Source organism: Saltatorellus ferox, from assembly GCA_007751475.1.
GTDB lineage: Bacteria > Planctomycetota > UBA1135 > UBA1135.
In genome coordinates this window covers 6,313,914-6,336,547 of the sequence record CP036434.1, presented here as the reverse complement: position 1 = coordinate 6,336,547, position 22,634 = coordinate 6,313,914, and the positions used below count along the sequence as shown (strand labels likewise).

At 67.8% G+C, this 22,634-nt stretch carries 15 protein-coding genes; 5 read left to right on the top strand and 10 right to left on the bottom strand.

The window, feature by feature from the left end; all coding sequences use genetic code 11:
- Positions 1-21: 21 nt before the first annotated feature.
- The 6 genes from Poly30_RS22910 to Poly30_RS22885 form a co-directional block, all read right to left on the bottom strand.
- Positions 22-876, bottom strand: a complete 855-nt coding sequence (locus tag Poly30_RS22910; RefSeq protein ID WP_145202977.1) for an alpha/beta hydrolase — start codon at positions 874-876, stop codon at positions 22-24.
- A gap of 39 nt (positions 877-915) precedes the next feature.
- The gene (locus tag Poly30_RS22905; RefSeq protein WP_145202974.1) at positions 916-2,694 is read right to left on the bottom strand and encodes an SLC13 family permease; all 1,779 of its coding nucleotides are present in this window, start codon (positions 2,692-2,694) and stop codon (positions 916-918) included.
- A gap of 160 nt (positions 2,695-2,854) precedes the next feature.
- Positions 2,855-4,294: a rhodanese-like domain-containing protein gene (locus Poly30_RS22900; protein WP_145202971.1), complete on the bottom strand. Its 1,440-nt coding sequence runs from the start codon at positions 4,292-4,294 to the stop codon at positions 2,855-2,857.
- Complete coding sequence (locus Poly30_RS22895; protein WP_419190531.1) at positions 4,291-4,887, bottom strand: YeeE/YedE thiosulfate transporter family protein; 597 nt, start codon at positions 4,885-4,887, stop codon at positions 4,291-4,293. The genes Poly30_RS22900 and Poly30_RS22895 overlap by 4 nt, the downstream gene beginning before the upstream one ends.
- Positions 4,887-5,456, bottom strand: a complete 570-nt coding sequence (locus tag Poly30_RS22890) for a YeeE/YedE thiosulfate transporter family protein (RefSeq protein WP_145202964.1) — start codon at positions 5,454-5,456, stop codon at positions 4,887-4,889. Before Poly30_RS22890 ends, Poly30_RS22895 begins: the two co-directional genes overlap by 1 nt.
- 1 nt (position 5,457) lies before the next feature.
- Positions 5,458-7,512, bottom strand: a complete 2,055-nt coding sequence (locus Poly30_RS22885; RefSeq protein ID WP_145202961.1) for an MBL fold metallo-hydrolase — start codon at positions 7,510-7,512, stop codon at positions 5,458-5,460.
- A 215-nt stretch (positions 7,513-7,727) separates the two neighbouring features.
- Between Poly30_RS22885 and Poly30_RS22880 the strand changes: the two genes are divergently transcribed.
- Positions 7,728-9,410 carry an aminotransferase class V-fold PLP-dependent enzyme gene (locus Poly30_RS22880; protein ID WP_145202958.1) on the top strand — a complete coding sequence of 561 codons (1,683 nt, stop codon included), beginning with the start codon at positions 7,728-7,730 and terminating at the stop codon, positions 9,408-9,410.
- Positions 9,411-9,428: 18 nt separating this feature from the next.
- On the opposite strand, the gene Poly30_RS22875 is transcribed toward Poly30_RS22880, so the two are convergent.
- Both Poly30_RS22875 and Poly30_RS22870 read right to left on the bottom strand, forming a co-directional pair.
- The gene (locus tag Poly30_RS22875) at positions 9,429-11,609 is read right to left on the bottom strand and encodes a PHP domain-containing protein (RefSeq protein ID WP_145202955.1); all 2,181 of its coding nucleotides are present in this window, start codon (positions 11,607-11,609) and stop codon (positions 9,429-9,431) included.
- A 124-nt stretch (positions 11,610-11,733) separates the two neighbouring features.
- Positions 11,734-13,791, bottom strand: coding sequence for a hypothetical protein (locus tag Poly30_RS22870; RefSeq protein ID WP_145202952.1), 2,058 nt, complete (start codon positions 13,789-13,791; stop codon positions 11,734-11,736).
- 376 nt (positions 13,792-14,167) lie between these two features.
- Between Poly30_RS22870 and zwf the strand changes: the two genes are divergently transcribed.
- Positions 14,168-15,622, top strand: coding sequence for a glucose-6-phosphate dehydrogenase (gene zwf / locus Poly30_RS22865; protein WP_419190530.1), 1,455 nt, complete (start codon positions 14,168-14,170; stop codon positions 15,620-15,622).
- Positions 15,623-15,643: 21 nt separating this feature from the next.
- Positions 15,644-17,794: an NADP-dependent phosphogluconate dehydrogenase gene (gndA, locus tag Poly30_RS22860; RefSeq protein WP_419190529.1), complete on the top strand. Its 2,151-nt coding sequence runs from the start codon at positions 15,644-15,646 to the stop codon at positions 17,792-17,794.
- A gap of 34 nt (positions 17,795-17,828) precedes the next feature.
- On the opposite strand, the gene Poly30_RS22855 is transcribed toward gndA, so the two are convergent.
- Together Poly30_RS22855 and Poly30_RS22850 are read right to left on the bottom strand one after the other, a co-directional pair.
- Positions 17,829-18,950 (bottom strand): DUF3472 domain-containing protein, encoded by a 1,122-nt coding sequence (locus Poly30_RS22855; RefSeq protein ID WP_419190528.1) that lies wholly within the window; start codon positions 18,948-18,950, stop codon positions 17,829-17,831.
- 130 nt (positions 18,951-19,080) lie between these two features.
- Positions 19,081-19,617, bottom strand: a complete 537-nt coding sequence (locus tag Poly30_RS22850; RefSeq protein WP_145202943.1) for a hypothetical protein — start codon at positions 19,615-19,617, stop codon at positions 19,081-19,083.
- A gap of 342 nt (positions 19,618-19,959) precedes the next feature.
- Between Poly30_RS22850 and Poly30_RS22845 the strand changes: the two genes are divergently transcribed.
- A complete protein-coding gene (locus Poly30_RS22845; RefSeq protein WP_419190527.1) occupies positions 19,960-21,453 on the top strand; it encodes an amidohydrolase family protein in 1,494 nt (497 codons plus the stop codon).
- Positions 21,454-21,489: 36 nt separating this feature from the next.
- Positions 21,490-22,629, top strand: coding sequence for an amidohydrolase family protein (locus Poly30_RS22840; protein WP_145202937.1), 1,140 nt, complete (start codon positions 21,490-21,492; stop codon positions 22,627-22,629).
- The last annotated feature ends 5 nt before the right edge of the window (positions 22,630-22,634 follow it).

Genomic DNA, 22,634 nt, shown 5'->3' with positions numbered 1-22,634 from the left:
GGAAGGTGGGCGCTACCAGGCTCAGGGCTCCAGCTCGAGAAACCCCAGCGAGTCCAGAAACGCGTCCATCTTCGCGACCGTGTCGACAAAGCTCTCCGGGCTGCTGCTCTCGTTGAAGAAGCCGTGCCCCTTGCCTTCGTACAGGTGGAGGTCGCACCGTCCACCCAGCGCCTCCATCCTGGCCCGGTAGGCCTCGGCGGTCGCTACCGGGATCAGGCGATCCTGGGTTCCGAGGAAGACGATCGTGGGAGGCGTCCCCGCATCGAGGTTGTGCAGCGGAGAGATATCCTGCCAGTAGTCCTTCACGCGGTCGTAGCCGTAGCCTTCCGGCCCGTTGTCGAAGACGGGATTGAACAGGACGAGGGCGTCAGGGACGCAGCGGGTCCGTGGGCTCTCGGCTTCGCTCTCGAAGGCCACGACGGTGGCGGTCGCGGCGGCCACGTGACCGCCGGCGGAGCCGCCGCCCGCTGCGACCCGGGCTGGATCGACTCCGAGCGCTCGCGCGTGCTCACGAATCCAGCGCACCGCGGCTCGGCCATCCTGCACGCATTCCACCGGCGTCGTTCCATCGCGCGATTCGACGCGGTACTCGGCGCTCATGGCCACCATGCCCCGTTCGGCGAGGTGCTCACAGTGCGGGAAGAACTGCGTGGGTGTACCTGATCTCCAGCCGCCGCCGAAGAAGAAGACGATCGCGCCTCTCGAGTCCCCAGAGCGGTGACCCGGGGGTGAGAAGACGTGCAGCCGTAGCTCGGTGTCGCCAGCGGACCTGTAGACGACCTCGCGCTGCTGCTCGATCGGGTGACCAGACGTCGAAGCACAGGACGCGAGCGCCAGCGCGGCGATCGCCGAAAGCGGGCGAAGTGAAGTCCCCATGGCTGGCCACGGTAGCAGGACTCTGCCTTCGGGTCAGCGTCACCGGAGATAGATTGCCCAGAGCGTTCCGCACGACGCCGCTCCGACCACCAGGTTCATGGGGACGCCGATCCTCATGAATTCGGCGAAGGTGTACTGGCCCGCGACGTGGACCAGGGTGTTCGTCTGGTAGCCGATGGGCGTGGCGAAGCTCGCGCTCGAGGCCAGCATCACCGTCAGAACGAGCGCGCGGGCCGGGATCTCCAGCGGCTCCGCGAGCCCGATCGCCATGGGCGTCATGATGACGGCCACGCCGTTGTTCGTGACGACCTCGGTCAGGCACGACGTCAGCGCGTAGATCACGACGATCACGCCGATCGGCGAAAGCGCGCGCAGCATCGGCATACTGCCGTTCACGACCGCATCGACCGCGCCCGTGTTCTGGAGGCCCGTCCCGACGATCAGCATCGCGAAGATGAGGATCAGGACGTCGAGGTTGACCGCTTCCCAGGCGTCCTCGGTGTCCAGCCCCCCGGTCACGAGCAGCAGCGCGATGCCGAGGAACGCGGCGACGACGAGCGGCAGCCAGCCGAACGCGGCCGTGAGGACGATCGTCGCCAGCGTGCCGATCGCGAGCGTCGCGTGGCCCCGCTTGAACGGCTTCGCCGCCGGAGTGTTGGAGAAGATGAGGCTCGCGTCCGAGGCGACCGCCGCGAGCACTTCCTCGGATCCGTGGAGCCAGACCTGGTCGCCCGCCTTGTAGCGAAGCGACCGAAAGTCGGGCCCCGCGAGGTTCTGCCTGCGGCGCACGCCGAGCGTCGTGACCGGGTGGCGGGACATGAAGTCAGCCTCCTGGATCCGCTTGCCCACCGCCTGGCAGCCCACGCCGATCGTGGCACGCTTGACGACCTTCTCCTCGTTCGATTCGATCCTTACCCGCGTGCCCATTTCGAGTTCGGGCTTGGGCAGGAGAGTCGCGAGCTCCTTGGACGTCACCCGCAGCGTGACGCGATCGCCCAGGGTCACGACCGTCTCGGGATCGTGGGCGTCCAGGGTGGCCGCGCCCCTCGTGACCGAGACCAACTTGACACCCCTCGGGGCGAAGAGATCGACGTCCGCGTAGGGTTTTCCGACCTCCGGGAAGCCGTCGCGGATCTTCACCGTGGTCAAGATGTCGGACTTCTCCTCCAGAGCAGCCCCCCCCGGCGCGATCTCCGACGGAAGGAGGTGCTTCCCGAACAGCGCCAGGAACAGCGCGCCCGTGACGGCGGAAATCAGCCCGATCAGGGTGATCTCGAAGATGCCGAACGAGGGCAGCCCTGCCTGCACCGCCAGACCGTTGACGATCAGGTTCGTCGAGGTCCCGAGGAGCGTGCACGTCCCGCCCAGGATCGCCATGTAGGAGAGCGGGATCAGGAGGCGCTTCGGCGTGATCCCGAGTGCGTTGGCGAGCGTCATCGCCAGTGGGATCATGATCGCGACGATCGGCGTGCTGTTCATGAACGCGGATCCGACGAGCGCCATGCCGAGGAGCAGCGCGATCGCGCTCATCGGGCTGACCCGGACGAGCAGCAGGATCTTGCCCGAGATCGCCTCCAGCGTCCCGGTGCCGACCAGAGCCGCCGAGAGCACGAGCATGGCGGCCACCGTGAGAGCGGCGTCGTTGGAAAAGACGGCGAGCGCGTTCTCGCGCGTGACGAAGCCGAACGCCAGGAAGGCTGCGGCCCCGATCACGGCCACGCCCGACGCCGGAATCCGGTCGAGCGCAAAGCCGATGAAGATCCCGAACAGGAGGAACAGGCTGAGCGCAACTTGGTGCTGCTCGATGAACAGGGCCATGGGGACTCCGTGAAGGCGAGAGCGCGGAGGCGAAAGGGCCACCGCGCCGCGCTCAGTGCGCCAAGCATGGATAAGCGTCCGCTGAATGCTGGCTGAATGCCAGCTGAGCGACGGCTCGCTCCTCCCATGGGCTCGCGCGCGGGATGCCCGCCGGCAGGCCTCAGTTTTCCAGAGAGGTTTCCAGGGGGAGCTCGTCGTGGCGCGCCCATTCCTGCCACGAACCGTCGTACCAGGTCACCGGTCCGAAGCCCAGGACCTCGTGCAGCAGGAACCAGGTCTGGCTCGCCTGGTGGCCGGTTCGGCACATGGAGATCGTCGGAACGTCCGGCGTGACCCCGAGCGCTTCATACCCCGCCAAGATCTCCGCTCGTGGGCGAAAGTAGACGCCGCCGTTGACCTTCGCGACGTCCATGGCCACCGCGCGGTGCAGCGCGCGCGGAACGTGGCCCGCTCGCGCCTCGGTCTTGTCCTCCGCGCCGCTGAAGTTCACCGCGGGCCGACTGTCGACGATCAGCGCGTTCCCCGTGCGGCTCGCCTCGCTCACCGACTCCAGGTCCGAGGCGATGCGCGGGAGCGTCGCCCTCGGGGAGTACTCGGTGGTGGGACGAGTCACCTTTCCGGTGGCGGTGGCGCGACCTTCCTCGACCCATGCGCCGATCCCACCTTCCATGAGCGCCACGCGTTCATGGCCGAGGCTTCGCAGCGCGAGCACGAGATGCGTCGCGTCCTGCATCTTCGAGCCCGAGTAGACGACGACCTCGTCGTTCTCGTCGATCCCCGCTGCGCCGAACACGGCCGCCAGCTCGGCGGGCGGCAGCAGGTGGTCGAGCGGTCCCTCGGAGCCACGGGTCGCCGTGATCGGCATGTGCACGGCGCCTGGCAGGTGGCCTTCGAGGTACTCGGCTTCGGGCTTCCGTGCATCGAGGACGACGATGGCGCCGCCACGCCGCTCGACCCAGGCGGTCGAGACCACCGTGGGAGAACTCAGCGCGACCGGATCCGTCGCGTACCGTTCGAACGCGGGCACCGCCGGGCCGAAGTAGAGTTCCCTGGCCGCGCGGAAGTCGCTCGCTTCCCGACGCGCCCGTGCTTCACCGTAGCCCGGGCGCAGGCTGGGGGGCGTCAGGACCTCGTCTCGGAGCTGCGCGAGTCCGCCTTCCAGCACGCGCACGTCCCCGTACCCCCGCATCGACAGTTCGACCCATGCCTGGGCCGGGTGCACCATGCCGTTGGAGTAGAGCACGACGGTGCGTCCTGCGCTGGCCTCGAGCAAGGCCTCGCCCTCCGCACCGAGGAGCGCCACTAGGTCGAGGGAATGCGCGCCGGGCAGATGGAACGCCGCGTACTCCGCGGCGGGTCGAACGTCGACGAGAACCAGCTCTTCCGGACCTTCCAAGAGCCGCTCCGTCAGTGTGCTCGGCGTGATGTGCTCCGCCCCGGCTTCGGTGAGGGCAGGCCAGGGGCTGGTTGACCCTGGGTCGGCCGCTCCGGAGGAAAGAGATTCATCGCGGGGAGACTGGGCCCAGAAGACGCCGAAGGCGAGACAGGTCGCAGTGAGGCCGATGGCGCCGAGGCTGGCGCGCGTGCTGCTGGAACTCATGCTTGCGGCTCCGCCGCGCTGCGGCTCTTCATGAACACGGAGATCGCCTTGAAGCAGACGAGCGCCACCGCGGCCACCGCTCCGACGGTGATACCCGGGCTGAGCCCCAAGAGATCCGGCAAGGTCGAAAGGCCGCGGTCTCCCGACGCGTTGAACTCGACGAGGTCCGTGTGGAACCCCGAGTACGCGAGGATGCCACCGCCGACGCCGAGTAAGAACACCAGCGCATCGAGCTTGCCCGAGGCCAGCCCGACGAACGCCGTGCCTGGACACCAGCCTCCGACGACGAAGCCCGCGCCGAGCACCGCTCCGCCCGCGATCTGTGGCCAGAGAAACGTCTCCATGCGATAGATCGAGTCGATGTCCACGAGGCCGAGGGCCGACAGCCCGAAGAGCCCGGCCGACGCGGTCACGACGGCCGTGAACATGACCTGGAACACCGCGAAGTCTCGGAAGTAGAAGATGTCAGTCAGCCGCCGGCTGCTGCCGAAGCCCGCGCGCTCCAGCCAGAAACCGAACGCGAGCCCGACGAGTCCGGAGATCGCAAGGCCCTCGGGCGTGCCGAGCAGCCCCTGGGAGAAGAGAGTTTCCATCAGGACCATTCCTTGCGTACGAACCAGGCGAGCAGGAATGCGCCGCCGAAGAAGGCCAGGAAGAACGCCCAGCTACCCGTGAGAAAGAGCGCGCCGCCGGTAAGTGCCTGGCCCGACGTGCAGCCTGCGGCGACGCGACTGGCGAAGCCAGCTGCGAGTCCGCCCAGTAGAGCGAGGACGAGGCGCAGGAGGATCGACGCGCGCGGCCCGCGTTCGACGCCGGGGCGAATCCGATTCGCAGCCCACGCGGACGTGAGTCCGCCTGCGAATGTGCCGAGCCCCATGAAGACGAGGTAGTAGCGGAGCGGAGAGCCCGCCGAGAACCAGGGGCCGAGGTAGGCGTTACCCTCCACGGCTTCTGGCGCGAAGAGGTGAGCGAGCCAGGCCGATCCGCGCGCGACCGAGCCGGAGGCGCCGAGTCCTGCACCGAGCACGACGAACGAGGTGAGGAGAGTCAGGCCGAGGCCGACACCGACCAGGTAGGGGTTCCAGACGCGTTCCGCACCGGGAACGTCCTCGTCGAGCGGGCCGCGGCGGACGGGCGGCTCCAGGGTGGTTTCGATGCTCATCTCAGCATCCAGCGCTGCGGCGCTTGCTCTGGGGTTTCTTGGCGGAGGCGGCGGGAGCTGGTGCTGCGGGCGAAGCGCTGGCCGAATCGGCAGCGGGGGCCGAGGTCGGCATCGGCGACGAACCCACGGCACCGCGCAGCGCGCTCTCGCCGAGTTCGACCTCGCGGAAGTACGCGGCGGTGCCGCCGATCATGGCCCGGAGTGAGTGCGTCTCGCCTGCGGCGCTTCCCTGCAGGAGCCCGGCGACGGCGAAGGCGGTCGTTCCGTCTCGGTCCACGAGGATCGCACGAACCCCGGCGGGCAGCCCGAGTATGAATGCCTCGACGGCTGCGGGGGCCACGTTCGAGGCGCCGGCGATGTGGTACTCGTCGAACTGCCAGCTCGGGCGAATATCGATGATGCGGTAGAGCTGCGGCTGGTCCATCATCGCGCGCGCGACGGCCCCGGGTTCCATCGGCTCGGGGAGGATCATGGGGGATCCAGCGCCGGGAACGCTGTTCGTCGTCGGCCCCGCCATGGCGGTAGAAACGTCGGTCTCCTCGCTCATCGTCCCGATCACCGGAAGGCCCGCATCGAGCCAGGCGTCGAGGCCGCCGTCCAGGCTGCTGACGTTCTCGAATCCCTGGCGCTCGGCGAGGCCGACGGCCATGCTGCTCCGGTACGCGGAATTGCAGAGGAAGGTCACGGGCTGCGTCCTGTCGAGCACCCGCCCGAACGCAGCCGCGTCGCTCACCGGCAGGTTCGCGTAGTCGCCCACGCGGAGCTCCTCGTACTCGGTGGGCGTGCGCACGTCGACGAGGACCGGCTCGGTGCCCGCTGCGATCCTGGCTGCCAGCTCGGCGGGGTCGATCAGCTCGCTCCTGCGAACGGGCTGTCCGGCGCTCTTCCACGCGTCCATGCCACCCGCGAGGTAGCCGCCCAGATGGTCGAGACCGATGCGACGGAAGCGAAAGGCCGCTTCCTTCACGAGATCGTCGTCGCCCACCAGAAGTAGGTCCGCTTCGAAGGGCACCGCGATTCCTGTCCAAGTGTCGATGCGTCCGCGTACGTCGATATTGACCGCGCCGGAGATGTGTCCATTCGCGTACTCCTTCGCGCCGCGCAGGTCGATCAACCAGGCGCCGTCCTGGGCGCGCTTCGCGACTTCATCGGGCGCGAGAGAGGGCGGCATCTCGTCTTTCCAGTCCACCGCCGGCGGGCCGGTCCGGTTGAGGTTCACGTTGAACGCGAAGTACTTCGGTGCGACCGGTAGGCCGGTGATCACGCGTGAGATGAAGGCCGTGCGGCTCTCGATCTGAAGGTACGGATTGGTCGCGCGCTCGGCGCCCACGGTGGAAACCGTCTCCGGGGAGAGGTGAGCGCCGCAAAGCGATCCTGCGCCATGCCCGGGAAGAATTTTTGTGGCGTCGGGCAGCGTCTTGAACCGCTGCATGGTGTCGAAGGCGCGGCCCGCGAGCACGCTCGGGGTGATTTCGCCACCGACGAGGTCGGGCCTGCCGATCCCGCCGATGAAGAGCGTGTCGCCCGTGATGATGTACGCCGGATCGGGGGAGACGCCCGGGAGGTGGACGAGCGTGGTCATGCTGTCGAGCGTGTGTCCGGGGGTGGCCCAGAACTCCAGCTCGACGTCGCCGAGCGGGCGCCGGTCGCCGTCCTGGAGGGCATCATGCTCGAAGAGCGAGCCGCTCTCTCCGCTGATCAGAATCGTGGCGTCGTAGCGTCGAGCGAGCTCGGTGTGACCTGCGACGAAGTCGGCGTTCGTGTGGGTGAGGATGACCCACTTGATGTCCAGGCCCAGGGCATCCGCGTCTTCCTCGTAGTGCGTCACATCGCGCTGGGGGTCGACGATCGCGGCTTCGTTGCCGGAGCCGAGCAAGTAGGTCAGCTGCGACAGGCAGCCCAGCTGATACTGGCGGACGATGAAGTCGCCGTGCTGCTCTTCGAACGAGATCTGGGGCGCGGCGGCTCCGAGGCCGTGGGAGGCGCGCTCGGCGTCCTGGCCTGGGGAGGTGCCGGCGGCGGCCAGGAGGGCGAGTGGGAGGAGAATATGTCTCATGGGGTCGATGCGGACGAAGCTGTGGCTCCCGGGGCGGTCCTCAGGTGCCGACGAAAGGGCAGTGCCATTCTGAGCGTCCTGCGGATCCGTTCCAGCTGGCCGAAGTGCGTAGGTCACCGTCTCGGCCGACGGGGGCTGTCCGGGGACCGAGGATGTGGGTGGGATGACGTGGCGCCACTGGCGCCACGCTGGCGAAGAATGGACAATGGTCCGTCATGCCTGACATCATCGAGACCATCCGCGACTCCGTGATCGGCGGCGCCGAGAGCGTCCCCGGCCCGTTCGGTCCCCGTCCCGTCGTCTACGCCGACTACACCGCTTCGGGGCGTGCGCTGACCTTCGTCGAGGATTACATCCGGAACCGCGTGCTGCCGCTTTACGCCAACACCCACACGGAGTCCTCCGGGACCGGTCTCCAGACCCAGCGCTTCCGCGAGGACGCGCGCTCGATCATCGCCCGCTGCGTCGGTGCGACGAAGGAGCACGCCGTGCTCTTCTGCGGCAGCGGCACCACGGGCGCCATCGACCGTCTCGTCGGGATCCTCGGCATCCGGATTCCGTCGAATCTCGAGGATCGCTACCGCTTGAGCGAGCAGATCCCGGCCCACGAGCGTCCGGTCGTGTTCGTCGGTCCCTACGAGCACCACTCGAACGAACTCCCCTGGCGCGAGTCCATCGCCGACGTCGTGGTGATCCCCGAGGACGCCGACGGTCACATCGACATGGCGATCCTGGAGGCGAAGCTGGAGGAGTACCGGGATCGCCCGCAGATCATCGGCTCGTTCTCGGCCGCCTCCAACGTGACGGGAATCATCACCGATACCGCGGCGATCTCGACGCTGCTTCATCGCCATGGCGCGCTGGCATTCTGGGACTACGCGGCGGCTGCGCCTTACGTCAAGATCGACATGGGCTCGGCCGAGGACGGCCCCGGCTACCTCGACGCGGTCTACGTCTCACCGCACAAGTTCATCGGCGGGCCGGGCACGCCCGGTCTCCTCGTCGTGCGGCTGGAGCTCTGCAAGAATCGTGTCCCGGCCATCCCGGGCGGCGGCACCGTCGCCTACGTGAACCCCGAGAACCACGACTACCTTCCGCACGTCGAGCACCGCGAGGAAGGCGGCACCCCCGACATCGTCGGAGCGATCCGCGCGGGCCTCGTGTTCCAGCTGAAGCAAGCCGTGGGCATCGACACCATCGAGGCGCGCGAGCATCGCTTCATTCGCACCGCGATCGAGCGCTGGAGCAGCCATCCCTGCATCGATATCCTCGGCAGCCGGGACGCCAACCGCCTCTCCATCGTTTCCTTCGTCGTGCGTGAGCACGGCGCCGAGGGCGAGCGCTTCCTGCACCACAACTTCGTGGTGGCGGTGCTGAACGACCTCTTCGGGATCCAGGCGCGCGGCGGGTGCTCCTGTGCCGGGCCCTACGGCCACCGCCTGCTCGGCATCGACCTCGAGCGCTCGCAGTCCTTCGGGCGCGAGATCAGTCGCGGCTCCGAGGGCATCAAGCCGGGCTGGGTGCGCGTCAACTTCAACTACTTCATCGACGACGAGACCTTCGAGTACATCCTCTCGGCGATCGAGATGGTGGCCGAGCACGGGCCCAGGCTCCTGCGTCACTACAAGTTCTTCCCGGAGTCGGGCCTCTGGCGCCATCGCGCCGGAATCGCGACGCCTCCGCTCTCGCTGAACGACATCAGCTACGAGAGCGGCGATATGGCCTATCGCTGTGACGCGGGCCGTTGCCAGGACATCTCACTGCCCGAGCACCTGGAGCACGCGCGGAAGCTGATCGATGAGCTTTGCGCCAGTACGGATCCGCCGGTGGAGTGCCCGACGACGACGGCGGACTTCGAGCAGCTGCGCTGGTTCTCGTACCCGGCCGAGATCGCCTGACGGCGGCTCAGCGCGGCGTCACTCTCCGGACGTCACGCTGTCCCAGCGAACGAAGAACGGTGACGACCAGGCTTGCTCGCCGTCCCGCTGGATCACGCGGACGAACAGGTACTGCTGCGGCTCGGCGGGCGGCGTCCACAGGAACTCGTCTCCGAAGTGGGTGTCCGCTTCCGTGGCAGCCGAGTGGAGAAGCTCTCCGTTCGACCAGTACTCGATGCGCTCCAGCGGTGCGGACCCGCGGCCCGAGACCTCGATTCGGTAGTCCGGCGCATCCGGGAGGTCCTCACCCATCCAGTGGGTCGGTCCCAGAGCCTCGGCGTGCGCGGCCGTGAGCTTCAGTTCGATCCTGGCCGTCGAGCCGTAGCAGCGACGGGACTGGAGCGAGCGGAAGAGCGACTCGCGGCTTCCTGGCTCAGTGATATCGCCCGGGTTCCAGACGCACGCGTACGCGCTCGACGTCGCGAGGTGATCCGAGCTGGCGATGAAGCCGAGCTTCTGGCCGGTGAGGAGCGCGCGCTCCTGGAGTTCCGTCATCGAGGAGACGTCGCGGAAGGCCTGGTAGATCTCGGCGATCGGGCGCTTCAGGTCGTCGCGCTTCGTCCAGACGTCGCCGCAGAAGCGCTGGCCTGGGACGGCGGCCGTCGCGTGGGGGATCGTGAAGACCTCGCTCGCGGGGAACTCGGCCCAGAAGTCCTTGAGCGGTGGGCGATGGGGGCGCAGGAAGTCGGCGCCTTCGGTGAGGCCGAGCACGTTGTGGTCGGTGTGGGCCTGGCTGCGTTCGTAGGCGCGGAAGGTGAGGAAGCGGCCGGGCAGGTGGTGGCGGTCGGCGGCGGCCACGTGAAGCTGCCAGGGCCGGCTCTCGACCTTGCCCTGGTCGAGGTCGCGCGCGTGGTCGGTGACGGCGACGAAGTCCAGCGCGCCGGGGCCCATGGCGTAGCGGTAGGCGTCGTCGAGGGAACCGTCGAAGAACGGGAAGCAGAGCGACAGGTCGGTGTGGCGGTGGAGGTCGCCGAAGAAGAGGCTGTAGGGCTGGCCGTCTACCACGGCGGTGGGGCGGATCTGCTGGCGAACGGAGGCGGGAGCTGCGAGGGTGCCCTGTCTCCTGGGACGCTTGGCGCTGACGACGAAGTCTCGCATCGGGTCGCCCGTGTCGGCGGTGAGCGAAGCGGTGCGGACGCCCTGGAACTGGCCGTCCTTGCGGCGATCGGCGCGTCCCGTCTCCAGCACCAGCTCGGCCCCTGACTCCGTGCTCCTGAACTCGATGCGCTGCTCGCCGTCGCGCTGGCGCTCGTCGATCCTGTAGAGCGGGCCGAAGCCGCCCTGCGTCAAGAGCCGCACGTGGACGGCGAAGCCCCGTTCGATGTGCGTGCTCAGCTTGGGGATCTGGAGGCCCGCCTGGCTCTGGTGCACGTGTCTGTAGGCGAGCCACAGGCCTCCCTCGCCGGTGCTGAAGAGTTCGGGCCGTTCGTAGAACACGCCGACGCGCTCGGCGCCCGGGCGGCGGTCCGGCTGGAGCCGCTGGAACTCGAACGAAGGCATCGGCACGTCGTGCTCGGTGACCGAGCCGTCTCGTTCGATCCGGGCGAGCCTCGTGGAGCGCCAGGTGTGGAGCGGACCGTGGGAGTCCGTCGCGTTGTTCCACTGCTGGTCCACGCTGCGGTAGGCGCGGCCCCATCCGTCCGGACCCTCTTCCCATGCCACCCATGCCTCGCCCGGAGAGTCGAGTCGCCCCGTGAAGGCGACCGTGGGGCGTGCCTGGAAGGACGGCCCGCGGGCGATGACGAACGCTGGCTCGGGCTTCCCGTCCAGCAAGAAGGCCCCGAGGACATCGAAGGAGCCGCCGTGCTCCACCTCGCCGTCGTACTCGTCCCAGACGACGAGCTGAAGGCGCCCGTCCGGGGTCTCGACGCTCGCGCTGGTCGCGGAACCCGCGAAGGTGACGGGGCCGCGGATCACCGCGGTGCCCCCCTCGGCATCGGCCAGCACGACGCGGTCCCCGTCGATGCTGCGATCCACGCGTGCGCCAGGCGGGGCGAAGGTGAAGCCGTCCTCCACGGGCCGCGTCACCAGCTCGGTGGCGTACTGGTCCTCCCGATAGATGTCCTGCTGGCGCGTGGTGCGAAGCGCACTGACGACGAATAGCAGACCGAGGCTCGCGCCGATCTCCAGCGCACGGCGGGTGGTGGGGGGAGACTCCATGCCGCCAGCGTAGCGTGAAGGGCAACGAAAAGAGCCAGCGTCCCGGTGGGGACGCTGGCTCCTCGAGGTCGCTCCGGATCGGAAGCGGCCTGGGCCGCCTCCGTCAGGAGTTCAGTTCACAGGATCACTGGAAGGTGATGCTGACGGCGCTCGAGAAGTTCGAGGTCGCCGCACCCATGCCGCTCATGTCGCGGTACCAGAGCTGGAAGTTGTAGGTGTCGCCCGCCATCGCAGCGCTGCTGCCCGGCATGCCGCCCGAAGCGACCGGAATCGACGTCAGGTCGGGGCTGAACGACACGGCGCCAGCCGCGCCACTGTTGAGGACACTACCCGCGTAGCGACCGATGATGAGGCTCGCGATGCAGATGTTGCCATCGCTGCCGCCGGGGTTCGTCACGACGTTCGTTTCCTGGCTGACGATGAAGTAGCCCATGGAGTTCATGGGAAGCGACGTCACGTCGAGGGTCAGGTCGTTGGCCGCAGCGGACGGATCACCCGTGGCGGTGAGCAGCGCGCCGGTGCCGGTGCTGTTGTCCACGCCGAGGCAGATGACCTCGCCGAGCTGGTTCACGCCAACGGTGGCGATCATGTCGTACTGGCCGTTGGCGTCGCCAGCGAACCAGTCCACCAGCAGGGAGACGACCATCGGGGCCGCCGTGTTGTTGGTGGCCTCGACGCTTTCGTTGTCGGTCGTCGAGAAGCCGGTGTCGAGCGTGATGCCCGGGCAGCCAGCGGTGATGTCGCGAAGGCGGCAGTCGATGTCGGTGATGGCGTCGGTGAACAGGATGTCGACGTTGAGGGTCTCGCCGGGCATCAGGGTGACGTTGTAGTAGTCCTGGTCGTCGGTGGTCGTGCCGCTACCGCAGTAGGGGCGGACGACGAGGTCCTGGGTGACGCCGAGCGGAAGGGCCACGCCGGTGTCACAGCTGTCGTTGTCCTCGAACGCGTCGTCGGCGACGAGAGCGGACTCGGTGAGCACGAGGGTGTACTCGTTGCAGACCTGGCTGAAGTTCAGGATCTGGATGACGACGTCGAGCGGTGCGCCGCCGCAGTTGCCGGCCATGACCTGCTCGTTGTCCGTGCCGGAGTTGCTCTGGTCGATCGACGCGAGCGTGGCCGCGTCGTACACGCGAAGGTCGAGGTCCGAGATCGAATCGCTGAAGAGCGCGTCGATCGTCAGCTCGCTGTTCGGAGAGATGGTGTAGCTGAACCAGTCTTCGTTGAGGTCCGAAACCAGGTTGTAGCTACCGAGGCCGATGGCGGCAGCGTTGGCCGCGTCGTCGTTCATCTCGTAGACGTCGTCCTGCTGGCCGCAGCCGATGCAGCCGCCCGAGAGCTCGCTGCGCAGGATGAGCCCGAAGGAGCTGAAGATGTTGGCCGGGTAGCCGCCGAAGAACAGGCACTGGGTGGTGGTGTCGACGTTGATGCGCGCGAACAGGTCCTGGGTGTCGAGGCCCGTACCCGCAGCAGCGCCCGAGTTCTGGAAGACCGTGGCGTCACCAGCGGGCTGGTTGTCGGGGTCACCGCGGAGGAATGGCCCGACGGCCGTCGCGTCGGCGAGTTCCGTCACGTGGAACGACCAACCGAAGAGGTCGCTCGTGCCGTCAGAGTACACGCCGTCGCCGTCGGCCTTCATGCAGATGCCGAGACCGGTCAGGTCGACGTCCAGGATGAAGCCTGCGGCCCCCCCGGTCGTGGAGCCCGGAAGACCCGGGAGAGTGATCGTGGCGATCGGCGGGTTGGACCCGTCCGGGATGGAGCAGGCGGCGTAGCTCTCGTAGAGCTCGATCTCGATGGTGTTGCCGATACCGCCGAGGCTGGGGTCCGTGGCGTTGGTGACGTACTGGAGGCTCAGGCTGGAGAGGATGTAGGTGTCCTGCGTACCCACGACGTTGGGCGAAGAGGTGCTCGGGATACGGCCCTCATCGAACAGCTTGGCAGCGCCCTGGTTCGAGAAGAACGAGCCCTGGGGCGGGATAGCGGTGTTGTTGTAGATCGCTTCGCCGAGACCCGGGCCGACGTTGGCGCCGGGGGCCGTGATCACGCCGGTGGCGGCGTTGATCGTTCCGAGGTAGGTGATCTCGCCGTGGAACGGCATGATGCCACGGGTGGGCTGCTGGGCGAGTGCGGCACTGCTCGTTAGAGCGAGGGCACCTGCGAGCGAGAGAGAGAGATGATTCATGGATGAAAGCGAGGGGGAAAATTGATGGGTGGGCCGAATGGCTGGGACGTCAGAGGAGTCCAGGCCCAGAGAGCGTACCGTGCCACGACCCGTCCCTGGGACGGACCGAGGGTTTCTGCCTGTTGCTCTCCTGTGAGCGCTGTCAGTTTGAGGCACGACCCAGGGGCGAACGGCTGCAGCTGCCGGCTCGGTCCTCCCGATCCTGTCGATCTCGCCTCCTTTCGGGACGCCCGTGGCGCCCTGCCTCCTCCACCTTCAGATCCAGAGATTCCTCCCAAGGGGGCCGGAATGGAGGATGTCATCACCCGCCCCTGGGGTCGTGGGGGCGCGGTCGGTACGCTGGCGCCCCGGCGAACCGCATCTCGCCGTCCCCATCATGCAACCTAAAAAAGCGACGCCCCCGAGCACGCTCGTCATCTTCGGAGGGACCGGTGATCTGGCCCGACGGAAGCTTCTCCCCGCCCTCGCGGAGCTGACCGCCGCGGGCTCGATCTCGCCCAAGACCCGGATCGTCGGCGTGGCCACGAGCCCCGAGAACACCGAGGCGTCCTACCGCCAACTCGTCGCGAAATCGCTGGTGGAGGCGGACGTGCCGCCCGAAGTGGCCAAGGCGCTTTGCCAGGACTGCGTCCACTACCAGGGGCTCGGCGACGGCTCGACCGCCGCCTACCAGGCGCTGGGAGAGCGGCTCCTCGCCCTGGAGGCCGAGCACGACCTGCCCCCGCGCCGCGCCTTCTATCTCGCGCTTCCCACGGCGGCCCTAGGCAAGGCGGTCCAGGGCCTCACCGCGGCGGGCCTGAACGCCGATCACTCGGGTGGCTGGACCCGCGTCGTCCTGGAGAAGCCGTTCGGGACGGACCTCGCCTCCGCCCACGCGCTGATCGATGTGCTGCGCAACTCCTTCCGCGAGGAGCAGATCTTCCGGATCGACCACTACCTCGGGAAGGAGACCGTCCAGAACCTGCTCGCCTTCCGATTCGGCAACTCGATCTTCGAGGCCTTGTGGAATCGCGATCGCATCGCGGCCGTCGAGATCACCGTCGCCGAGGAACTCGGGCTCGGTTCGCGCGCCGGCTACTACGACAAGTCGGGCGCCCTGCGCGACATGATCCAGAACCACCTGACCCAGCTTCTGACGCTGGTGGCCATGGAGGTTCCGCCGCACATCGACGCGGACTCGGTGCGCTACGAGAAGGCCAAGGTGCTGCGCTCGCTCGCGCCCCTCTCGAAGAGCGACGTGGTCTTCGGACAGTACGCGAGGAACGGCGAACTCCTCGGCTACCACGAGGAGAAGGACGTGCCCTCCGACTCTTCCACGGAGACCTTCGCGGCCGTTCGGTGCGAGATCATGAACTGGCGCTGGCGCGGCGTTCCGTTCTACCTGCGCTCGGGCAAGCGCATGGGGCGCCGCCTCACCCGCATCGGCGTTCAGTTCAAGGAGTCGCCCGTCTGCATGTTCGAGAACGAAGGCGTCTGCGAGGTCAATCGGAACGTCCTGACGATGACGCTCCAGCCGGACCCCGGCTTCTCGCTCTACATGAACGTGAAGGAGCCGGGCTCAGGCATCATGCTCGACCAGTTCCCCCTGACGTTCCGCCACGACGAGCACTTCGACGATCTTCCCGACGCCTACGAAACGCTGCTCCTCGACATCCTGCGCGGAGATCAGACGCTTTTCGTTCACAGTGACGAGGTTCTGAGATCGTGGGACGTTTTCGACCCCGTGCTGACGATGAACCACACGATTCACCCCTACGAGGCCGGTACCTGGGGGCCCCAGGCGGCCAACGTGTTCGGCATCGCAGACCAGGCGCTCATGCGCGATCACTGATCGCTGACCCCGACTCTCCCCATGACCACCACCACGAGCCGCGCCCTGGCGCTTTCCGTTTTTCCCGACGCCGCGGCCACCATCGAAGCACTGGCGCAGCTCTTCATCGAGCGCGCGGCCGCCGCCATCGAAGCCCGCGGGGTTTTTCGGGTAGCGCTCTCGGGGGGAGGCACGCCGCGCCCGCTCTACGAGCGCCTCGCCGAGCCGGAGTGCGCCGAGCGCGTCGACTGGAGCAAGGTTCACCTCTTCTTCTGCGACGAGCGCTGCGTCCCGGCCGACGACGCTGCGAGCAACATGGAGCTCGTGCGCGACTCACTCGTGAGCCGGGTCTCGATCCCGGAGGGAAACGTGCATCCGATGGACGGCACGCTCGCTCCCGCGGAGGGCGCGGCGGCCTACGAGAAGGTCCTGGGCGACGAGCCGCTGGATCTGGCGCTCTTGGGCATGGGCGGCGACGGCCATACCGCGTCGCTCTTCCCGGGCGGCGCCGAACTCGATGCCGGTGAGGCCCGAGTTGCCGCAGCGGTGAGCCCCAACGCGCCCACCGATCGGATCACCCTGACCCTGCGCACCTTCGGCGAGGCGCGTGAGCTGGTGTTCCTCGTGCTCGGCGCGGACAAGGCCAAGCGGCTGGCCGGGGTCGAGTCCCAGGCCCGCGGCGAGACCATGCGCGGGGAAACGCTCCTGCCCGCGGCCTCCGTTTCGCTCGCAGGGCCGCGGCCGCGCTGGTTCATCGATGCGCCGGCGGCGGCAGCGCTGGACTCCGGCGGCGCCGCTGCGCTGGCCGACTTCGGCGTCATCGGCATGGCGGTCATGGGCCGCAACCTCGCGTTCAACGTCGTGGATCATGGTTTCGACGTGGCGGTCTGGAACCGCGAGGCGGACCTCATGCGGAGCGCCGTGGCAGAGAGCGAGGGGCGACTCACCGGCACCGCGACCTACGCCGAGTTCGTGGCGACGCTCGAGCGTCCGCGTCGCATCCTGATGATGATTCAGGCCGGAAAGCCCGTCGACATGGTGCTCGAGGCGCTTCAGCCGCTGCTGGACGAGGGCGACATCGTGATCGACGGCGGCAACTCGTGGTTCGAGGACACGCGGCGCCGGGAGGCGAGCCTGCGGGAGGTGGGCATCCGCTTCGTGGGCGTCGGCGTCTCCGGCGGTGAAGAGGGCGCGCGAAATGGGCCCGCCCTCATGCCCGGTGGCGACGTCGACGCCTACGAGCGCATCCGCCCCGTGCTGGAGGCGATCGCCGCCAAGACCGAGCACGGCGACTGCGTCACGCACGTCGGCGCGGACGGCGCAGGTCACTTCGTGAAGATGGTGCACAACGGCATCGAGTACGCGGACATGCAGTTCATCGCGGAGGCCTACGATGTCCTCCAGCGCCGCCTCGGCATGGGGCCGGAGGAGCTGGCCGCGACCTTCAAGCGCTGGAACAAGGGACCGCTCTCCTCGTTTCTCGTTCAGATCACGGCGCAGATCTTCGCGAAGGCGGACCCGGACGGAGGCTGGCTCGTGGACCGCGTGCTGGACAAGGCGGGTCAGAAGGGCACCGGCCGCTGGACGGCCCAGGTGGCGCTGGACCTCGGGGTATCGATTCCGTCGATCGCGGCCGCCATCGACGCGCGCGTGCTTTCCAGCATGAAGTCGGATCGCCTGCGTTTTGCGAAGGTGCTGAAGGGGCCCAAGGTGAACGCGGACCTCGGCATCACGGTCGACGACGTCGAGGCGGCGCTCTACGCCGCGAAGATCGGCGCCTACGCCCAGGGCATGGCGCTGATCCATGCGGGGGCCGAGGAGTATGGCTGGTCGATCGACTCCGAGGAGATCGCGAGGATCTGGACGGGCGGCTGCATCATCCGCGCGCGTTTCCTGGAGACGATGATGGAGGCGTGGCGCCGGAACCCGAACCTCGCCAACCTGATGGTGGATGAGAAGGTCAGCACCGAGCTCGACGAGCGGCAGGCTGCGTGGCGCCGGGTCGTCGGCTCCGCGGTCAGCGCGGGCATCCCGGTTCCGGGTATGGCCGCGAGTCTCGCCTACTACGACGCGTTGCGCAGCGCACGTCTACCGCAGAACCTGGTGCAGGCCCAGCGCGATGCGTTCGGAGCCCATACCTACCAGAAGGTGAACGACCCGGAAGGTCCCTTCGTGCACAGCGAGTGGCTGTAGGGTCCGCGTCAGCCTCCTCTCTGGCCCCAGGGCGTCACTCCGCCGTGACGACCTGGGAAAGCTGATCGAAGATATCGCGGCACTGGATCGTCCACGTCACCTCGGCCGGATCGACGCCGTCCGGAAGCAATGCCACGCCCAGTCGCGCATGCGGCTCGATGGTCTGCTGTTCCAAGAGGACCCTTGTCGTTGGCCCCTCACCGATCTTGCCGATCAGCGTGTAGGCGAACAGTGGAGAGGACTTCGGGTCGACCTTCCACGACACGATGATTCGCCCGTCTGGTTGTGGCACGGCTCGGGCGGACCGGACCACGATCGGCGCGAAGCCGGGGCGCTCCTCGGAGCGCGCGATCTCGAAGGTCGACGGGTTCTCGGTCGTGGGCCGGGTGTCTGCGCCGCCGCTCGTCATGTAGTAGTACTCGCCGCTACGGTCCTTCCGCACGCCGCCGTCCCAGCTCCTGCGGAAGTCATAGGAGCGCTTGCCCTCCGTCAGATCCCAGCTGTTCACCGAATAGCGCGCGGCGCCGAACGCGTGCCACTCGCCGTTCAGCCTGCGCTTCCATCCGCGCCGCAGGTTCGTCGTCCGCAGGGCCGTGCCGGTTTCGAGCCAGTCCTCGAGGAAGGAATCGTTCCCGCCGAGCAGGTGCGCATCTTTTGCGGCCACGTCCATGGTCACGAGATGCGTCCACTCACGCGTCTTGTCGGAGCGAACCCAGTAGCCGTAGAAGGTGTGATCGCCCATCGCCCAGGATCTTGCCACCAGCGCGTACCAGACGTCCGTGTCCCAGCCGAGCTCGAAGTTCCACGACTTGAGCCCCGTACCCTCGCCGCCGAAGTTCTCCGTCAGCGTGCCGGCGCCGCGGTGAACGGCCTCGATCGGCGCGGTGTGATCGTCGTGATCCCAGATGGAAAAGAGGAAGTTGTGCCCGTTCGGGTGAGCCTGGATCCCGGCGTAGCCAGCGGCTCGGCCGCCCCAGCCGAGCGCCTCGTAGTACGTGTACACGGCCTCGCCGCTCGCGGGCACCCGCACCTCGTTGATCAGGATGTCGCCTTCGAAGCTCGCGTCCGAATAGACGAGGTGCGAGGAAGGCGCTGCTCCTCCGCCGGAGGACACTGCGTGGAGTGGAAGCGCGAGGACGAGGGACAGGAGGAGCATGGGAGAATCCGAACGGAGGGACGGCGAAGTGCGTACTCCGTGGATCTTGCCATCCGTCCACTCCGGAGGCATACGCTGCCTTGGTGGCTGGATTCTTCAGCCCATTCCGACCCTTGCCTTCGGTCGGCGCCTAATCGGCTCTGGGGCTCACGCTCGCAATGCGGTGGGAGAGGAGCTGCTCGACGATCAGGAGTTCGTCGGTGTTCGTCACCGTCGGGGAAGCTCCGGGGTCCCGATGGTGGATGGCCGCGTGATCGTGCTGGACCTGGACCTCTCCGATGCCCTTCGTCGCCAGGGCCAGGCGGCAGACCTGCATCACGTCCATCACGCGGTCGGTCAGGCGGCGACCGGCGGGCTCCTGGAAGAGGAACTCGGCCGTTCCCGCCTGGGCCGTCGCCGGACACGGCGTCGGGCGGACGGCGGGGCCCACGGAGCGCACCGTGGCGGGCCAGGGCCCGGATTGCCATGTTGGGCGGGCGAAGAGGCCCCAGAGTCTCACCCCATCGTGGGCGCGAATCCGAAACTCGGTGACCTCACAGCCGCCCTCGGATAGGTCGGGCCGAGGCGTCCAGACGACCCCGGAGGGCTCGTCTTCGAGCACCTGGAGTCGATTTCGCCAGTAGGCGGGCTCCAGGAGGAGAGGGTGAACTGCTTTTCGGGCGCGCATGCTCGGGATACAGCGCCCTTTCCGCGCTGCGCGAACGGTCCAACGGCCCGAAATGCCGTTTTCTCCCCGATGTGGACGGCGGAGCTGGCTCCGAAAGAGGGGTTGCGGGGTTCAATGTCGCACTTTTTGCCCGAATCGCCGCCCTTTTCGGGTGCCTGCCGGTCCTTCAGCGAACAGGCCAGGTGCTCGCGTCCAGTCGTTGCCCCGCCTCGTCGCCGCGTAAGTCTTTCCTGCCTGGCACATCCGCAGGACGCTTGAAGATGGTTCGCGATCTCCTTAATGCCTACCATCCTGGTCCCCTGCCCCTCCTCACGCTCTCCCGGCAAGATCGATCGTTCGACCATGCGCACTTCATATCAGCGTCCCCAGGCCGCCATCGCTCCCACCTTTCGAGGCGCAGCCTCCGCGCTCGCCGCGACGGCCGCCCTGGCCATGGCCGCTCTCCATCTGGGGGGCAACGCCCAGGCGGGTCAGGAGGCCGGGTCCGACGCGGAGCCTGTCAGGTCCCAAGCGCTCTTCCTCACGGCCAAGCGCTTGATCGTCAGCCCTGGCAACGTACTGGAGAACGCGAGCGTTCTCGTCGAAGACGGCAAGATCACGGCGGTGGGGACGGACCTGAAGGCCCCCGAGGGGGCCCAGGCGATCCAGGGCGAGGTGATTTGCGCGGCCTTCATGGACCCCTGGTCCACGGCCGGTTTCGACACGGGTTCCGTCAACTCCCGCGACCTCAACGCGGCGACGATGGCCACGGATGCCCTCGATCCCTACGGCGAGAAGGCCGTCCTCGAGGAACTCGCCGCTTCGGGCGTTCTTCTGACGCGCAGTCAGGTGGGCCTTGCCTCCGACATCAGCGGCTTCGGCGCAGTGCTCCGCACGCCTTCGGCCGAGGTCGTCCTGGAAGATGCCTCCATGTCGGCCGCGATCGGAGCGGAATCCCCGGGCTTCTCGCCCGACCAGTTCGGCGGCCGCGGCGGCCCCCAGGGGTTCTCCTTCGGACCCCAGTCCATCGATCCCATCGACCGGATCGGTCAGATCGACAAGCTTGTTTCCGAACTCGCAGCGGGCCAGAAGTACGCCGAGGACATGGCCGAGTACGAGAAGGAGCTGGCCGAATGGAAAGCGGCCATCGCCGACAAGGAAAAGGAGCTCGAGGACGACTTCAAGAAGGCGAAGAAGGCCCGCGAAAAGGCGGTCAAGGACGCCGAGGAAGACGGTGAAGAGGTGAAGGAGAAGAAGTACAAGGAGGATCGCCGTCCGCGCGAGCCCCGGTACGACGCCGAGAAGGCGGCCTTCGCGCGCGTCGTCCAGGGAGAAGTGCCCATGGTCGTCCACGCCGAGCGCGCCCTCGAGATCCGTGATCTCCTTCGTTCGACGGAGCCGTTCAAGCGTCTTCGGCTCGTGATCGCTGGCGGTACGTCGGCGCTTGCCTGCAAGAAGGAGCTGCGAGAGCGCGGCGTCACGGTCATCGTCGCGCCGAGCCCGGCGAATCCAGGTGGTCCTGTCGGTGAACTCGATCCAGGCCTCTCGCTCGCCGCGGAACTCGATGCCGCTGGCGTCAACGTCCTCATCGGCACCGGCAACGCGTCCGCCCTCGCGTCCCGCGACCTCCCCCTGCTGGCGGCGCTCGCCGTCGGGCACGGGCTGGACCGCGACACCGCCCTGCGCGCGATCACCTCTGGACCCGCGGCGACCTTCGACGTCGCCGACCAGGTCGGAACCGTCAAGCGCGGCCATGCCGCCGATCTCCTCGTTCTCTCGGGCGATCCGCTCTCCAGCTCATCCCGCGTGCTCGCTGCCATCTCCGGCGGAGCCGTCGTCCCACAGGCGACCAAGTAGCGACGGTCGATCCACGGCCACGCGCCACTATTCATCATGCTGATACTCCCCATCCTGGTCTCCGCGCTGGCTTTTTCAGCGCCGGCAACGGCCGCCGTCTCCCCTGCCGCTGGCTCAGCGGACTCGTTCGCTCTGCAGGCTTCCAGAGTTCATGTCGGTGACGGACGCGTCATCGAGAACGGCGTGATCGTCGTCACGGACGGCGCGATCCGCTCGGTCGGAGCCTCCGCTCCCGAGGGCCTTTCCGTTCGCAAGGTGGACGGCGAGATCGCGCCGGGCTTCATCGCCATGCGCGACGCCACGGGTGCTGATTCGGAGAACAACGAGACCACGCGTAAGTTCACGCCGACGGCCGACGTCGCGCGCGCCTTCGATCCTCACCATCCGGCCTGGGCGCACCTCGTTTCGGAGGGGATCACGACGGTGGTGATGACGCCGGCCTCTGATCGAATTGCGGGCGGGCTGGACGCCATCGTCTCGCCTGCGACCGGTGAGATCGTCAAGCGCGGCGTGGCTTTGCACCTCGGCATGTCGAGCCGTTCGATCTCGAACTTCGTCGAGCCGACGAGCTACGCCGGACTCTATGCGCATCTCGACCGGCACTTCGCGGACGCGGCCGATGGCAGCCCATTCGCGCAGGCTCGCTCGGGCGCCACGCGGGTCATGATGGAAGCCCTTTCCAAGAACGAGGTCGCCCGCGCCGTTGCCTTCGCAAAGCAGTACGGCCTCACCGGGGCGATCATCGGTGCCCCTGAAGCCGGGGATCAGGTCGACCTTCTCAAGTCCTCTGGCCTCGGTGTCGTCTTCGAGCCGTTGGATGCCGGGGATCGAGCGGACGTCGCCGAGAGCGCGAAGGCGCTGCGCGCCGCTGGCGTGCCCTTCGCGTTCGCGTCGGATGCGGGCACCCACGGTCCCGCTGCCATGCGGATGACGGCCGCCACCTGTATGCGACGTGGCCTCGACGCCCAGGGCGCGCTGGCTGCGATGACGAAGACCGCCGCAGACATGCTCGGTGTCTCGGCGTCCCACGGAACGCTCGAAGTGGGCAAGGTCGCGGACTTCGTGGTCTGGAGCGGCGCTCCGACGGACCTCACCAGCCGCGCGACCCACGTTTTCGCGGGCGGCAAGCTCGTTCACGAGTCGGAACGCTCCTCGTCCCACCACACGCATCGCTAGCAGAC